Below are 14194 nucleotides of genomic sequence, written 5' to 3'. Positions count from 1 at the left end.
GGTTCGGGCATTGGCGGTGGAGATCCACGAGAACTGGCTCGAGGCGACCCGCTATCTCAACATGGATCATCTGCGCGAGCACAAGAAGGAGAGCCTGAGGGCCCTGGCCGCCTGAGCACCGTCATGTGTCCGCCGCTCCGCTAAACACGGGGGCTGCGCGGCGGACACGCCGACGTCACCGCGATGCCACGCCATTTTGCAGAACTTGACGCACACAACTCGAAACGGGGCGTTTCGGCACCCCTTTTTGACTAGTACGGTGCGATGCAAAGCGTTGTGAGACCTCGGCGCGAGGCATCCCCTCTGTCCTGCCGGACATCTCCCCTCAAGCGGGGAGATTGGCAGTTCCCGCGCCCTGCCCGCCCTTCCGGCGCCGGTGATTGGCGAAAGCCGAGGCGACATCCGATCTCCCCCCTTGAGGGGGAGATGCCCGGCAGGGCAGAGGGGGGTGCCTCGCCCCGACATTTCCTACCAAGGCACGACACTGATCTCCGGCCAGTTCTCCCTGGCACGCGCGCCCTTTGCCTCGTGCGTCTGGCGACTGTCCAGTACCCGGTTCGGCGTGATGCGAAACGAGAAGATGTCATCCAGGCCAAACGGCGCAACGAGATCAAGTCGCCCGTCCGTATCGAAGCGGACACCGACCGCATGGGTCTTCGAGGCGAAGAAGCGAACCGAGTCGCTGGAACTGGAATAACATGGACAGGACCGTCCGAACTTGGACGGATACCATAGATGCACCCGCGCCTGGTTGCGAATCTCGACCGGTAGGGGCAGATCGGCAAAGACCGGCGCGGCGCGGGCGATCACACTGTCCTCGGCTTCATAGGACAGATCGCTCTCATCGAAATAGAACAGGTCGACATCCCGGATGCCGTACCCCGAGGGCTTTCCGGCCAGATGATTCCAGACGCTGTTGTAAAGCGCGCCGGACACGACCAGCCAGTCCGGCAGGCCCAGCACCCGTACCCGCGACAGCGTCTCGGCAATCAGCGGATCGGCCGAGACGATATCGAGAAAGGCTGCACGCTGTTTCTCGAAAGACAGCCCGCAATAGCGCAAATGGTCCATCGCCCTTTGGACGGCGATTCGTCACCTGCCGGCAACCCCTCTAGATCATCAACGCGCCATGCGTTGTGCAATTATCGGAAAGGGCGTCGTGACGCCCATTTCTGCAGGCTAGTTTCCCTCCCGTCCAAGGCTCATTGTTCGGTCGGTCTCGGACCAGAAGACTGGCTCCTCGATTGACGGCCATTCTTCGCCATACACAAAGCCTTCGATCGCATCTAGCTTTCCTTCAATCCCATCGAAGAACAGCACCATGCCGCAAAGAAGCTGGTCAGGTCCAACGCACGCTACCCGAAGCGAACTGAACACTCGACTCTCAAAGCGCAATTCCGGGGGAACCGATGAGGGAGTGACTCTGGTCATGAATCCTACAGGATCGCGGCTGCGTTCTTTGACTTTCAGCGCACGCATCATGTCAGGAGAAACGCCGGCGGAACGGCAGAACTCTCCTTGACGAAAAACACTTCCAGCGGGGTCAGGTGCATTTAGCTCAGCGGCAGAACGGACAGCGTTTCATTGGCGCTTGTACATCACGTCCGTTCGGATGACGTACTTGCGCCCCGACAGCACCTCGTCGCCGCGATGCTCGATCGGATGGTAGAACGCCAGTGCCATTCCTTTCTTCGGCTTCACCAGAAGACTGCTACCGGCATAGCCCGGCATCTCGCCGCGAAACGAGGTTCCTCCCCCTTCAAATCCATCTGAAAGATAAATCATGAACGTGAACTGACTGCGCTCCAAGGCGTGGCGCTCGAAATAGCCGTCATGGTGCCAATCGAACTTCTGGCCCGGCCCATAGCGATAGAAACGGAAACGCTCATTCAGCCCGGTCAAGCGCCAGTCGCCGAGACCACGATAGAGCAGAGGCCGCGCCCGTGCGAAGAGCAAATCCGCAAGGTCCTCGTCATCGAAGACAACCCGGTCGTTATTGCGAAGCTCCTTCAGGACGGTGGCGCCGCCGGAGCTGTTCACCTTGGCCGCCTCGAAACCGCGCCGTTCACTGTCAGCGATCAGATCGGCGCATTCCTGGTCATCCAAGAACCCGTCGATCGTCCCGATATGCGTTGCCAGCCAGTTGATGGAGAGCTTGTGGTCCATCAGAGCATCCCCTTACATCCGCAGCACGCCGCCGGTCTGCTTGCCGACATTATCGACGATGCGCTTGGACAGCGCCTCGAAATCCTCATCGGTCAGCGTCTTTTCGACCGGCTGGATCGACACTTCAATGGCGATCGATTTTTTCGCCGCGCCGAGCGCTGCACCCTCGAAAACATCGAACACCGAGACGCCGGAAATCAGCTTCCGGTCGGCGGCAAGGGCGGCGCGAACGAGTGTGCCGGCTTCGACCGCCTTGTCGACGACGAAGGCGAAATCGCGCTTGACCGCCTGGAAGGCGGACAGATCAAGCCTTGGCTTTGTTCGCGTCGGCTTGGCCTTCGGCTCGGGCACGGTATCGATGAACACTTCGAAGCCGCAAAGCGGGCCGGAGACGTCAAGCCCCTCCAGCGTCTTCGGGTGGAACTCGCCAAACGTGCCAAGGATTACCTTCGGCCCGAGCTTGATCGTGCCGGAGCGGCCGGGGTGATACCAGGCCGGGCCGCTGGCCTCGATCTGCAGCCGCTCGACCGGCGCGCCGCAGGCTTCGAGTGCTGCGATCGCGTCGGCCTTGGCATCGAAGACGCCGACGGCGCCGGCATTGCCGGCCCAATGGCGGCCGGAGCCCTCGAGCTTGGCGGTGCCGCGCCGCACGCCGGCGGCAACACGCCGCTGCTGGTCGGCGCCGTCGCCCTCATAGGTGCCCGACACTTCGAACAGCGCGACATCGCCGATGCCCCTGTCGGCATTGCGTTGCGCTGCCGCGATCAGCCCCGGCAGCAGCGACGGCCGCATGTCCGACATATCGGTGGCGATCGGGTTGGCAAGCTTCAGCGCCTGCTGGCCGCCGCCGAACAATTCGGCGTGTTTTGCCGGAATGAACGACCAGGTGACGGCCTCCATCATGCCGCGCACGGCAAGTGCCCGCTTGGCGGCGCGGGTGCGGATCTGCAGCACAGTCAGGATCCTGGCGTTGACCGCATCGTGCGAACCGAGCGGCTGCGGCGCGATGTTGTCGACGCCGTGGATGCGCATGACCTCCTCGACCAGGTCGGCCTTGCCGTCGACATCCGGCCGCCAGGACGGGACCGCCACATTGACGACATCGCCCGTGCCCTCCGGCCTGAAGCCGAGGCGGGCAAGAATGTCGAGGCTTGTCGAGCGCGGCACTTCGATGCCGGTCAGCCGCTTCACTTCCGACAATGGGAACGAGACGATCTTCGGCTGATGGCCGGCATAGCCGACGACTTCGGTTTGCGCCGGCGTACCGCCGCAGAAATCGAGCACCAGCTTCGTCGCCAGCTCCACACCGGGAATCATCATTTCCGGGTCGACGCCACGCTCGAAGCGGTAGCGTGCGTCGGTGATGATGCCGAGCGTGCGGCCGGTGCGGGCGGTGGTGATCGGGTCCCAAAGCGCCGACTCGATCAGCACGTCGGTGGTGTTGTCGTCGCAGCCGGAATGCTCGCCGCCCATGATGCCGGCAATCGATTCGATGCCGTCCTGGTCGGCGATCACGCACATCTCCGGCGTCAGCGTGTATTCGCGGCCGTCGAGCGACAGCACCTTTTCGCCATCACGCGCCCGGCGCACGGCGAGATTGCCGGTGACCTTCGCAGCGTCGAAGACATGCAGCGGCCGGCCGCGGTCGAAGGTGACGTAATTGGTGATATCGACGAGCGCGCTGATCGGCCTCAAGCCGATGGCGAGAAGCCTTTGCTGCAGCCATTTCGGCGACGATCCGTTCTTGACGCCGCGCACCAGGCGCAGCGCAAAGCCGGGACAGAGCTCCGGCGCTTCGATCGTCACCTTGACCGGCGTCTCGCCCTTGCCGGGGATCGGCTCTATCGGGGCGCTCTTCAGCGTGCCGAGCCCGCTCGCCGCCAGATCGCGGGCGATGCCATGGACACTGGTCGCATCCGGCCGGTTCGGCGTCAGATTGATCTCGATCAGCGGGTCGTCGAGATGGGCATAGGCGGCGAAGCTGGTACCGACCGGCGCATCGGCCGGAAGGTCGATGATGCCGTCATGCTCCTCGGACAATTCGAGCTCGCGCTCGGAGCACATCATGCCGTGGCTTTCAACGCCGCGGATCTTGCCGACGGTCAGCGTCACGTCGATGCCGGGAATATAGGTGCCCGGTGCTGCAAAGGCGCCGATCAGGCCCGCGCGGGCGTTCGGCGCTCCACACACGACCTGCACCGGCGGCTTGCCGTCGCCGGTGTCGACGGTCAGCACGCGAAGCCGGTCGGCGTCGGGATGCTGGACCGCCGTCACCACCTTGGCGATGACGAAGGGAGCCAGGCTCGCCCGGTCGTCGACATGCTCGACCTCGAGGCCGATCGAGGTGAGACGCTCGACGATTTCCGCCAGCGAGGCGTCTGTCTCGAGATGATCCTTGAGCCAGGAGAGGGTGAGTTTCATGACTGTGTTCCGTCTGGTCTGGGCACGTTGCACTTGAAGCTATGCGGCCGCGCGTCGGACATGTGCAGGAAGGCGAGCTGCCCGCGGATTTGCTGCGGCCCGGTCGTCACGCGCTCAAGCCCCCGAACAGCGTCGGCATGTCGAGCGGCCTAAAACCGTAATGCGACAGCCAGCGCACATCGGCGTCGAAGAAGGCGCGCAGATCCGGCATGCCGTATTTCAGCATGGCGATACGGTCGATGCCCATGCCCCAGGCGAAGCCCTGGTATTCGTCGGGATCGAGCCCACCGTAACGGAGCACATTGGGGTGGACCATGCCGCAGCCGAGGATCTCCATCCAGTCCGAGCCCTCGCCGAAGCGCACCTCGCCGGGCCGCGAACGGTCGCACTGGATGTCGACCTCGAGGCTGGGCTCGGTAAACGGGAAGAAAGACGGCCGGAAGCGCATCTTGACGCTCGGCACCTCGAAGAAGGCTTTGCAGAACTCCTCCAGCACCCATTTCATGTTGGCGACGTTGGCTGATTTGTCGATCACCAGCCCCTCGACCTGATGGAACATCGGTGAGTGGGTGGCATCGGAATCCTGCCGGTACGTCTTGCCGGGGATGACGATGCGGATCGGCGGCTTCTGCATCTCCATGGTGCGGATCTGCACCGGCGAGGTGTGGGTGCGCAAAAGCTTGCGCTCGCCCTGCTCGTCCGGCTGGAAGAAGAACGTGTCGTGCATCTCGCGCGCCGGATGGCCTTCCGGGAAGTTCAGCGAGGTAAAATTGTAATAGTCGGTCTCGATGTCCGGACCTTCGGCGATGGCAAAGCCGAGATCGCCGAAAATCGCCGCGATCTCGTCGATAACCTGGCTGATCGGATGGATGCGGCCGCGCTCGGCCGGCGATTGCCTGACCGGCAAGCTGACGTCGACCTTCTCGGCGGCAAGCCGTGCCGTGATCGCCACATCTTTCAGCTCGGCGCGGCGCGCCGAAAGTGCCTCGGTGACGCGGTTCTTGAGGCCGTTGATTGCCGGGCCTTTGACCTGTCGCTCCTCGGCGCTCATCGAGCCGAGCGTCTTCAGCATCTCGGAAACCGAGCCCTTCTTGCCAAGGGCAGAGACACGCACCGCCTCGATCGCCTGCTCGTCGGCGGCCGAGGCGATCTCGGCCATCAGGGAATTTTCGAGAGTTTCCATGTCACTCATGTTCCATATCCGATTGGAAGCAAAGAAAAACCCGCGCCAGCCCTGCCAGCGCGGGTTTCCCAAATCAAGTGTCGAATAGCTTGGAAAGCGCTGGTCTTAAGCGACAGCGCTTTCAAAAGCATTCGGCGTGGTATTCTTCAGGTATTCGAGCGCGACCTTGGCCTTGGCCACGAGTGCGGCGAAGGCCTGCGGCTCGTGGATGGCCATGTCCGACAGGATCTTGCGATCGATCTCGATCCCGGCCTTGTTGAGACCGTCGATGAAACGGCCATAGGTCAGGCCATGCTCATGCGTCGCCGCATTGATGCGCTGGATCCACAGCGCGCGGAACGAACGCTTGCGATTCTTGCGGTCGCGATAGGCGTACTGCAGCGACTTTTCCACCGCCTGCTTGGCGATGCGAATGGTGTTCTTGCGGCGGCCGTAAAAACCCTTGGCGGCTTTCAGGACCTTCTTGTGCTTGGCGTGCGAGGTGACGCCTCTCTTTACGCGTGCCATGTCATGATCTCCTTAAAAGCAATTCCAGGAAAAGTGCCTGGCGGTTTTCCGTTCGGAATTGCGTAAAATAAATGCGTGTCCAGACCGAATGCTCTTATTTTGGCGCATGATGTTTCCAAAAAGTCTGCAACTTTTTGGCATCATGCCCTAGAGGCCGTTCGGCAGAAAATTCTTGATGACCTTCTTGCCATCCGGTTCAGCCAGAACCATCGTGCCGCGGGCATTTCGAATGAACTTGTTGGACCGCTTGATCATGCCGTGACGCTTGCCGGCCGCAGCCGACAGAACTTTACCCGTACCTGTGATCTTGAACCGCTTCTTGGCGGCCGATTTGGTCTTCATCTTGGGCATTTTGCTACTCCGTTTATATGCGCACCAATGCGCTTTTTGTTCGCTTCAGGCCGACCAAAGCCCGAAAAGCAAATGAAACCGCCACGGCATGCCCTGCCGGGCGGTTTTTTGGGAACGGCGGTCCTATACGTCAAAGCGGGGGCGCGCGCAACACCCCGTGCCCAGCAACACTGTACTCAGCAACACCGTACTCAGGGGAAACGGAACAGCACCGGCAATATGCCGGACTGCTGGGCGCCGTCGATCAGTTCGAAAGCCGGCAAGGCAACCAGGAAGACCAGACCGTCGAGCAGCGTGGTTCGCAGCAGGCGCGGCTTGAAGCCGCCGGTGTCGCCTTCCTGATACAGCGACAGTTTCGGGAAGAAGCGCGGCACTTTCAACAGGTAGGCCTGGTATGGCGCGCCAAGAACCTGCCTGAGGAATTTCTCCTCGCGCAGGATAACGATGTAAAATGCACCCGCGCAGAGCGCTCCAAAGCCGATCGTGGCGGTGATGGAGCCGATCTGTGCGCCGACACCGGCGGCAGCTAAAGTAGAGAAGACATAGAGCGGGTTGCGGGTGATCGAATAGGGTCCGCCGGTCACCACTTCGGAGGATTTGCGTCCACCAATATAGAGCGTCGACCACAAGCGTCCGACAACGCCGAGAAAGATCAGCAGGACGCCGACCATTTCGATCGTTTCATGCACAGGCGTATCGGGCGGAAAAACCGACTGCCCGAACAAAAGCATCGCGAAAAGGACGACGACGACGACGGCAAGCACCATCCTGCGCGTGTGCTGGTAGCTGCCCAGCCCATATTTGGCTTCCGAATGCTTGACGTCATTGACCATGTCGGGAATCCGATCGTCGAGGGAACCAGAGCGTCTTTGCTCTCGCCGGCGATCGCAGCGTCTGGCCAAGAAACAGGCGCCCCGCCGATCGCCGGGACGCCTTGCAACATGATTCAGGCGGATTTAATGCACGTCGCCCAAAAGTGCGCTGCGGTTTTGCGACAACGACATGCACAAACAGAACTAAAGCGCAACGCGCTTTAGCGGGGCGCCAGCACCATCATCATCTGGCGGCCTTCGAGCTTCGGTTCGGCTTCGACCTTGGCGATGGGCGCCACTTCCTCGCGAACCTTGTTCAGAAGCTGCATGCCGAGTTCCATATGCGCCATCTCGCGACCGCGGAAGCGCAATGTCAGCTTGACCTTGTCGCCTTCCTCGAAAAAGCGCCGGACGGCCTTCATCTTGGTCTCGTAGTCGTGGCTGTCGATGTTCGGGCGCATCTTGATCTCCTTGATCTCGATGACCTTCTGGTTCTTGCGCGCCTCGGCCGCCTTCTTCTGGTTGGCGTATTTCAGCTTGCCGAGATCGAGGATCTTTACGACGGGCGGCACTGCGTTGGGCGATATCTCGACCAGATCGAGCCCAGCCTCTTCGGCGAGCAGCAATGCGTCGTTGATGGAGACATCGCCGCGGTTCTGGCCTTCGGCGTCGATTAGCTGGACCCGGGGAACCCGGATGTCACGGTTGGAGCGCGGGCCTTCCTTGGTGGGCGCCGCTGCTTTGAAAGGTCTGCGAATGGTCGTGGTCTCCTTGAGCCGTTTCGTTAAGGGGTTCTTCAGTTCAGAATTGCGAACGCGCAATGTGGTGAGCGCGCGGTCGGAGTCAATAGCACAGCATTTTCAGGAAATCACCTGCTCGATGGAATGCTCCTCTGCACCAAGCGAAGAAAGTGGCGGAGCACTTTTCGTTGAATGCCTTGCTGTGCCAAAAGACCGGCGTGAGGGAATACACCATGAGCACCACCCCGATCTTCCTGGACGTCGACGGGACGAGCATCGCCGTCAGGCATGCGGCAGGTGCCGAGCCCGGCATTGTCTGGCTTGGCGGCTACAAATCCGACATGCTGGGCACCAAGGCCGAAACCTTGTCGGAATGGGCGCTCGGGGAAGGCCGCGCCTTCCTGCGCCACGATTATTCCGGCCACGGCGAATCGGGCGGCGCCTTTGCCGACGGCACCATCTCGAAATGGCTGGGCGAGAGCCTGGCGGTTTTCCGCCGTTTCACCCAGGGCAGGCAAATCCTGGTCGGTTCGTCGATGGGCGCCTGGATCGCGCTGCGCATGGTGCAGGAGTTGCGCAAGGCGGGCGAGAACAGCGTCGCCGGCCTTGTGCTGCTGGCGCCGGCGCCCGATTTCACATTCGAACTGGTGGAGCCGGTGCTGACCGGAGCGCAAAAGCGCGACCTCAGGAAAAAGGGCTTTTTCGAGGAGCCGTCGGACTATTCCGCCGAGCCTTACATCTACACGCGCGCGCTGATCGAGGACGGCCGCAACAACCGGGTGATGACCGGGCCGATCGACACGCACTGTTCGGTCCACATCCTGCAAGGCCTTGCCGATCCCGACGTGCCGTCGAGCCATGCGTTGAAGCTGGTCAGCCTGCTGCCGGCCGACGACGTCACGCTGTCGCTCATCCCCGACGGCGACCACCGCCTGTCGCGGCCTCAAGATCTCGACATGCTGGTGCGGGCGGTGGACGCGATGGTGCGGCAGGCGGGATAGAGACATGCGCATTTCCATTCCGGTGTCCGCCTTCGTGGCGGCGATCGTCGGCTTCGGCGGTACGCTGGCCATCGTCATTGCCGCCGCCAAGGCGGTCGGCGCAACGCAGGTCGAGACCGCAAGCTGGGTGACGGCGCTTTGCCTGGCGATGGCGATCGAGAGCCTGTGGCTGTCCTGGCGTACGAAAATGCCGGTCATCACCGCCTGGTCGACGCCAGGCTTGGCGCTGATCGCCGCGTCGACCGGCTTTTCGATGGGTGAGGCGGTTGGTGCCTTCGTCGTCACCGCGGTCCTGCTGATCACCACAGGCCTGTTCGGGCCCTTGACCAAGCTGATCGCCAGAATACCGGCGTCCGTCGCGTCCGGAATGCTGGCCGGCATCGTCGTCACCTTCGCCATCAATGCGGTGAAAACCGTTCCCGTCGACCCCTGGCTGATCCTGCCGCTGGTTGCGGCGTTCTTCGTCATCCGCCTGTTCAACCCGGCCCTGTCGGTGCTGCTGGTGCTGATCGGCGGCGGTCTCGCCGCCTTCCTCACCGGCCGGGTCGGCGGTCTGCCGGCACCGGAACTCTCGAGCTTGACGCTGGTGATGCCGCAGTTCACCGCCACTGCGATCATCGGCCTCGCCTTGCCGCTCTACCTCGTCACCATGGCCTCGCAGAACCTGTCCGGCCTCGCCGTGCTGAGGGCAGCCGGCTATCATCCCGAACCCGGGCCGCTGATCGGCGTCACCGGCCTGTTTTCGCTGCTGACGGCGCCGTTCGGCGCCTCGACCACCAATCTGGCGGCAATCTCGGCGGCGATCTGCACCGGGCCCGACGTGCATGCCGATCCGGCCGAGCGCTGGAAGACCGGGCCGTTCTATGCGTTGGCCTATCTCGTCTTTGCCCTGTTCGGCGCCTCGCTGGTGGCGATCTTCGCCGTATTGCCGCAGAGCCTGATCGCGCTGGTCGCCGGCCTGGCGCTGATGGCGCCGCTCGCCAATGCACTGTCGATCGCCTTGAAAGACGAGGACGAGCGAATGGCCGCCACCGTCACCTTCGCCGTCACCGCATCGGGGCTGACGCTGTTCGGCGTCGGTGCGGCGTTCTGGGGCCTGATCGCCGGATTGGTCGTGCTTTTCCTTGAAATGCTCAAAAAGCGATAATCATTTCAGCCGCTTGTCCGGTTTTGGCGGTTGCTGTCTTGAATCGCCGTTTTCTTCATCCCATTTCGATTCCACGCAGCCGGATTTGGCTGTCTCCAACTGAAGGATTGGGAGAAAATGAACACATCTGCATTGATCCGTCCGGCCTGGACGCCGGCAACCATCGCGTTGATGGTAATCGGGTTCATGGTGTTCTGGCCGCTCGGCTTCGCCATGCTCGCCTACATCATCTGGGGCGATCGGCTCGAGGGCTTCAAGCGCGACGTCAACCGCGCCACCGACGGCATCTTCGCCGGCTGCCGCCGCGGCTCCGACAGGGCCGCGCGCTGGGGCCATGGCTCCGCACGCACCGGCAACGTCGCTTTCGACGACTGGCGCGAAAAGGAACTCGAGCGGCTTGCCGAGGAACGCCGCAAGCTCGACGAGATGCTGAGCGAGTTCGATGAATATGCCCGCGAATTGCGCCGCGCCAAGGACCAGGAAGAGTTCGATCGCTTCATGGCCAACCGCAACAAGTCGACGTCGCCCACGACAGGTGGGTCAACTGGCTCGACGACGAATAACAAACGCGGCGGCAACTCCACGCCAGGCCTGCTCGACGAGTAAGGTCCCGTGCCCAGATAGATAATCCAACGGCGTCGCGTCAGCGGCGCCGTTTCTTTTTTGTTCTAGTCGTTTCCCTCGAATCACGTATCGTCCCGGAATGTCCTTCGGCTTCTTCCGCACCCCGACGAAACCCAAGCCCACGCCCGTCGTGGAGCGCGAGCATTGCGTTGCCGGCCGCACGCTGCCGCTCAAGATCGTCGAGAACGACCGGGCGCGGCGCCTGACGCTGCGCATCGATTCCGGCGGCCGTGGTCTGCGCATCACCGTGCCGCCGGGGCTGCGCCGCGGCGAGGTGGAAAAATTTCTCGACCGCCATCAGGACTGGCTGGAGCAAAGGCTGGCCAAAGTGCCCAACCGGCCGCAGGTGCGGCCCGGCATCAAGGTGCCGGTGCGCGGCGTGCCGCATCGCATCGTCCATGAACCGTCGAAACGCGGCACCGTCACGCTGTCGCGCGACGAGCGCGGGCCGCTGATGATCGTGCATGGCGAACGCGTGCATCTGCCGCGCCGCATCGCCGATTTCCTCAAGCGCGAAGCCAAGCGCGAGATCGAAGCGCTGGTGACCAAGCACAGTGCTGCGGTCGGCAAGCGCGCCAAGGCGATCCGCTTCAAGGATACGTCGAGCCGCTGGGGATCGTGCACGTCGGACGGCAATCTGTCGTTTTCCTGGCGCATCATGATGGCGCCGCGGCCGGTGATAAACTACCTCGTCGCGCATGAGGTGGCGCATCTCAAGGAGATGAACCACGGCCCGAAATTCTGGAAACTATGCGAGCAGCTTTGCCCGGATACCGAGCGCTGCAAGGACTGGCTCAAGCGCAATGGCGGCGCGCTGCAGGCGATCGCGTTCGAGTAGGATGCTTGTAGGGGCACGAAATGGAAACTGTAGCGATCCTTCGCGCCGGCCTCAATAGATTCTGCACTGCCGATCAATCGTCATTCGCCGCGTTCAACTCCTCCGGCCGCAACCCCTCATCGACATGGCGCGGCCAGGGCAAGAAATCCTTCTCGAAGGTCTCGTTGCTGAAATAAGCCAGCGCCCGGTGCGCCTCGGCGCCATTGAAGGCTGCCTTGTCCATCAAATGAGCGATGACCTCATGGGCCTGCGCCAACTTTTGCCTGAGTTCCGCGACGGTCTTTTCCGGCATGATCTTTGTTCTCCCGCCTTTGTGCCTGAGCAAGGTAGCGCGTTGCGCTCTTATATTAGCAAGGTAGCGCGTTCCGCGCTTACATTAGCAAGGTAGCGCGTTCCGCGCTGGCGGCAAACAGGATGCTTTTTCTCGACTCTTTGGCCGTTTCGTGCCAATCCCGCGCCATGGCGCTCGACATCAAGATATGCGGGTTGAAGACCGACAAGGCACTGGCTGCGGCATTGGCCGGCGGCGCCAGCCATGTCGGCTTCATTTTCTTTGCCAAAAGCCCGCGCTATGTCGAGCCGGCGGAAGCCGGCCGCCTGCGCGAAGCAGCGCGCGGCAAGGCCAAGGCGGTTGCCGTGACGGTCGACGCCAGCGATGCGTTCCTGGATGACATCGTCGAAAAGATGCAGCCCGATATGCTGCAGCTTCACGGCGCCGAGCCTCCCGAGCGGGTGGCCGAGGTGAAGGCCCGCTACGGCTTGCCGGTGATGAAGGCGCTGCCGGTCAGCGAGGCCGCCGATCTCGGGCGAGTCAAGCCCTTCATCGGCATTGCCGACCGCTTCCTGTTCGATGCCAAGCCGCCTAAGGGTTCGGAATTGCCGGGCGGCAACGGTCTTGCCTTCGACTGGCGCATTCTGGCTGGCCTTGACGCCGGCGTCGATTACATGCTTTCCGGAGGGCTCAATGCCGGCAATATCGGCGACGCCTTTCGGCTGGCGAACCCGCCCGGAATAGATGTTTCCTCGGGCGTGGAGAGCGCGCCGGGCGTCAAGGAACCGGCGCTGATCGAACAATTTTTCCGCGCCGTCGGGGCAGCACGCGACAACCGCGCCGCCTGACCACGCTTCAAACCACAGACCAGGAGATCGGCGATGGACAAGCCGGCGATACCGAATTCCTTCCGCACCGGCCCCGACGAGCAGGGCATGTTCGGCATTTTTGGCGGTCGTTTCGTTGCCGAAACGCTGATGCCGCTGATCCTTGAGCTGGAGCGGCACTGGAACGAGGTCAAGAACGACCCGGATTTCAAGGCCGAACTGACCGATCTCTCGACGCATTACGCCGGGCGGCCGTCGAAGCTCTATTTCGCCGAAGGCCTGACCAGGCATCTTCGTGAGGTGTCCTCGGCGAAGGGCCTAGGCGGCGGCGCAAAGGTCTATTTCAAGCGCGAGGACCTGAACCACACCGGCTCGCACAAGATCAACAACTGCCTCGGCCAGATCCTGCTCGCCAAGCGCATGGGCAAGACGAGGATCATCGCAGAGACCGGTGCCGGCCAGCATGGCGTCGCTTCCGCTACGGTGGCGGCGCGTTTCGGCCTTCCTTGTATCGTCTATATGGGTGCAACCGACGTCGCCCGGCAAAGCCCCAACGTCTTTCGCATGAAGCTTCTGGGCGCCGAGGTGCGGCCGGTGACGGCCGGCCACGGGACGCTGAAGGACGCCATGAACGAGGCCCTGCGTGACTGGGTGACCAACGTCGAGGATACCTATTACCTGATCGGCACCGCCGCCGGCCCGCACCCCTATCCGGAGCTGGTGCGCGACTTCCAGTCGGTGATCGGCACCGAGGCGCGCGCCCAGATCCTCGAGCAGGAAGGCCGGCTGCCGGACACCATCATCGCTTGTGTCGGCGGCGGTTCCAACGCTATCGGCCTGTTCCATCCCTTCCTCGACGACAGTGAGGTGCGCATCATCGGCGTCGAAGCCGGCGGCCGCGGGCTCGACGGCATCGAGCATTGCGCCTCGATGAGTGCCGGCGCGCCCGGCGTGCTGCATGGCAACCGTACCTACCTCCTGCAGAACGCCGACGGCCAGATCATGGACGGTCACTCGATCTCGGCCGGCCTCGACTATCCGGGCGTCGGTCCCGAGCACTCATGGCTGCGCGATTCCGGCCGCGTCGACTATGTGCCGATCCTCGACAGCGAGGCGCTGGAGGCGTTCCAGTTGACGACACGCGTCGAGGGCATCATTCCGGCGCTTGAATCGGCCCATGCCATCGCACAGGCGGTGAAGATCGTGCCTGACATGGACAAGGACCAGATCGTCATCGTCAACCTGTCCGGCCGCGGCGACAAGGACGTGCATACGGTGGCCAATATGCTGGGCATGGAGATCTGAT

At 62.6% G+C, this 14194-nt stretch carries 16 protein-coding genes; 6 read left to right on the top strand and 10 right to left on the bottom strand.

What is annotated here, in order from left to right; translation table 11 throughout:
- Positions 1–468: 468 nt before the first annotated feature.
- The 9 genes from NKH49_RS14770 to infC all read right to left on the bottom strand — a co-directional run bounded on the left by NKH49_RS14770 (position 469) and on the right by infC (position 8198).
- Positions 469–1071: a nucleotidyltransferase family protein gene (locus tag NKH49_RS14770; protein WP_352616763.1), complete on the bottom strand. Its 603-nt coding sequence runs from the start codon at positions 1069–1071 to the stop codon at positions 469–471.
- A 108-nt stretch (positions 1072–1179) separates the two neighbouring features.
- The gene (locus tag NKH49_RS14765; RefSeq protein ID WP_352616765.1) at positions 1180–1482 is read right to left on the bottom strand and encodes a hypothetical protein; all 303 of its coding nucleotides are present in this window, start codon (positions 1480–1482) and stop codon (positions 1180–1182) included.
- A 99-nt stretch (positions 1483–1581) separates the two neighbouring features.
- Positions 1582–2166, bottom strand: a complete 585-nt coding sequence (locus tag NKH49_RS14760; protein ID WP_352501133.1) for a prolyl hydroxylase family protein — start codon at positions 2164–2166, stop codon at positions 1582–1584.
- A gap of 12 nt (positions 2167–2178) precedes the next feature.
- Positions 2179–4587 carry a phenylalanine--tRNA ligase subunit beta gene (pheT, locus tag NKH49_RS14755; RefSeq protein ID WP_352616771.1) on the bottom strand — a complete coding sequence of 803 codons (2409 nt, stop codon included), beginning with the start codon at positions 4585–4587 and terminating at the stop codon, positions 2179–2181.
- Between the two features lie 106 nt (positions 4588–4693).
- Positions 4694–5779: a phenylalanine--tRNA ligase subunit alpha gene (pheS, locus tag NKH49_RS14750; RefSeq protein WP_352451635.1), complete on the bottom strand. Its 1086-nt coding sequence runs from the start codon at positions 5777–5779 to the stop codon at positions 4694–4696.
- 96 nt (positions 5780–5875) lie between these two features.
- A complete protein-coding gene (rplT, locus tag NKH49_RS14745) occupies positions 5876–6277 on the bottom strand; it encodes a 50S ribosomal protein L20 (RefSeq protein WP_006201247.1) in 402 nt (133 codons plus the stop codon).
- A gap of 147 nt (positions 6278–6424) precedes the next feature.
- Positions 6425–6628: a 50S ribosomal protein L35 gene (gene rpmI / locus NKH49_RS14740; RefSeq protein ID WP_006201248.1), complete on the bottom strand. Its 204-nt coding sequence runs from the start codon at positions 6626–6628 to the stop codon at positions 6425–6427.
- 191 nt (positions 6629–6819) lie between these two features.
- Positions 6820–7461 carry a methyltransferase family protein gene (locus NKH49_RS14735; protein ID WP_352451636.1) on the bottom strand — a complete coding sequence of 214 codons (642 nt, stop codon included), beginning with the start codon at positions 7459–7461 and terminating at the stop codon, positions 6820–6822.
- Between the two features lie 200 nt (positions 7462–7661).
- Complete coding sequence (infC, locus tag NKH49_RS14730) at positions 7662–8198, bottom strand: translation initiation factor IF-3 (protein WP_023677573.1); 537 nt, start codon at positions 8196–8198, stop codon at positions 7662–7664.
- A gap of 215 nt (positions 8199–8413) precedes the next feature.
- Here infC and NKH49_RS14725 point away from each other — a divergent pair, with 215 nt between their 5' ends.
- The 4 genes from NKH49_RS14725 (at position 8414) to NKH49_RS14710 (ending at position 11790) form a co-directional block, all read left to right on the top strand.
- On the top strand, positions 8414–9181 hold the full coding sequence (locus NKH49_RS14725) for an alpha/beta hydrolase (protein WP_352616776.1): 768 nt from the start codon (positions 8414–8416) through the stop codon (positions 9179–9181).
- Between the two features lie 4 nt (positions 9182–9185).
- On the top strand, positions 9186–10328 hold the full coding sequence (locus NKH49_RS14720; protein WP_352451638.1) for a benzoate/H(+) symporter BenE family transporter: 1143 nt from the start codon (positions 9186–9188) through the stop codon (positions 10326–10328).
- 117 nt (positions 10329–10445) lie between these two features.
- Positions 10446–10934, top strand: a complete 489-nt coding sequence (locus NKH49_RS14715; RefSeq protein WP_352616779.1) for a DUF2852 domain-containing protein — start codon at positions 10446–10448, stop codon at positions 10932–10934.
- Positions 10935–11031: 97 nt separating this feature from the next.
- Positions 11032–11790, top strand: coding sequence for a M48 family metallopeptidase (locus NKH49_RS14710; protein WP_352451640.1), 759 nt, complete (start codon positions 11032–11034; stop codon positions 11788–11790).
- A 73-nt stretch (positions 11791–11863) separates the two neighbouring features.
- Here the strand turns inward: NKH49_RS14710 and NKH49_RS14705 are convergent, their stop codons facing one another.
- The gene (locus NKH49_RS14705; protein ID WP_254815955.1) at positions 11864–12082 is read right to left on the bottom strand and encodes a hypothetical protein; all 219 of its coding nucleotides are present in this window, start codon (positions 12080–12082) and stop codon (positions 11864–11866) included.
- A gap of 167 nt (positions 12083–12249) precedes the next feature.
- Here NKH49_RS14705 and NKH49_RS14700 point away from each other — a divergent pair, with 167 nt between their 5' ends.
- Both NKH49_RS14700 and trpB read left to right on the top strand, forming a co-directional pair.
- Entirely contained in the window at positions 12250–12909 is a 660-nt protein-coding gene (locus NKH49_RS14700; RefSeq protein ID WP_352616834.1) for a phosphoribosylanthranilate isomerase, read from the top strand.
- A 33-nt stretch (positions 12910–12942) separates the two neighbouring features.
- A complete protein-coding gene (gene trpB / locus NKH49_RS14695) occupies positions 12943–14193 on the top strand; it encodes a tryptophan synthase subunit beta (protein WP_352505958.1) in 1251 nt (416 codons plus the stop codon).
- Position 14194 lies beyond the last annotated feature (1 nt).

The organism is Mesorhizobium sp. M1088 (genome assembly GCF_040318575.1).
Taxonomy (GTDB): domain Bacteria; phylum Pseudomonadota; class Alphaproteobacteria; order Rhizobiales; family Rhizobiaceae; genus Mesorhizobium.
The sequence above is the reverse complement of the archived record's forward strand: the minus strand, read 5'-3'. Positions and strand labels throughout refer to the sequence as shown.

Bases quoted from the DNA above. Each gene is read 5' to 3' on its own strand.
- NKH49_RS14770 (WP_352616763.1), bottom strand. From the start codon at position 1,071: ATGGACCATTTGCGCTATTGCGGGCTGTCTTTCGAGAAACAGCGTGCA.
- NKH49_RS14765 (WP_352616765.1), bottom strand. From the start codon at position 1,482: ATGATGCGTGCGCTGAAAGTCAAAGAACGCAGCCGCGATCCTGTAGGA.
- NKH49_RS14760 (WP_352501133.1), bottom strand. From the start codon at position 2,166: ATGGACCACAAGCTCTCCATCAACTGGCTGGCAACGCATATCGGGACG.
- pheT (WP_352616771.1), bottom strand. From the start codon at position 4,587: ATGAAACTCACCCTCTCCTGGCTCAAGGATCATCTCGAGACAGACGCC.
- pheS (WP_352451635.1), bottom strand. From the start codon at position 5,779: ATGAGTGACATGGAAACTCTCGAAAATTCCCTGATGGCCGAGATCGCC.
- rplT (WP_006201247.1), bottom strand. From the start codon at position 6,277: ATGGCACGCGTAAAGAGAGGCGTCACCTCGCACGCCAAGCACAAGAAG.
- rpmI (WP_006201248.1), bottom strand. From the start codon at position 6,628: ATGCCCAAGATGAAGACCAAATCGGCCGCCAAGAAGCGGTTCAAGATC.
- NKH49_RS14735 (WP_352451636.1), bottom strand. From the start codon at position 7,461: ATGGTCAATGACGTCAAGCATTCGGAAGCCAAATATGGGCTGGGCAGC.
- NKH49_RS14725 (WP_352616776.1), top strand. From the start codon at position 8,414: ATGAGCACCACCCCGATCTTCCTGGACGTCGACGGGACGAGCATCGCC.
- NKH49_RS14720 (WP_352451638.1), top strand. From the start codon at position 9,186: ATGCGCATTTCCATTCCGGTGTCCGCCTTCGTGGCGGCGATCGTCGGC.
- NKH49_RS14715 (WP_352616779.1), top strand. From the start codon at position 10,446: ATGAACACATCTGCATTGATCCGTCCGGCCTGGACGCCGGCAACCATC.
- NKH49_RS14710 (WP_352451640.1), top strand. From the start codon at position 11,032: ATGTCCTTCGGCTTCTTCCGCACCCCGACGAAACCCAAGCCCACGCCC.
- NKH49_RS14705 (WP_254815955.1), bottom strand. From the start codon at position 12,082: ATGCCGGAAAAGACCGTCGCGGAACTCAGGCAAAAGTTGGCGCAGGCC.
- NKH49_RS14700 (WP_352616834.1), top strand. From the start codon at position 12,250: ATGGCGCTCGACATCAAGATATGCGGGTTGAAGACCGACAAGGCACTG.
- trpB (WP_352505958.1), top strand. From the start codon at position 12,943: ATGGACAAGCCGGCGATACCGAATTCCTTCCGCACCGGCCCCGACGAG.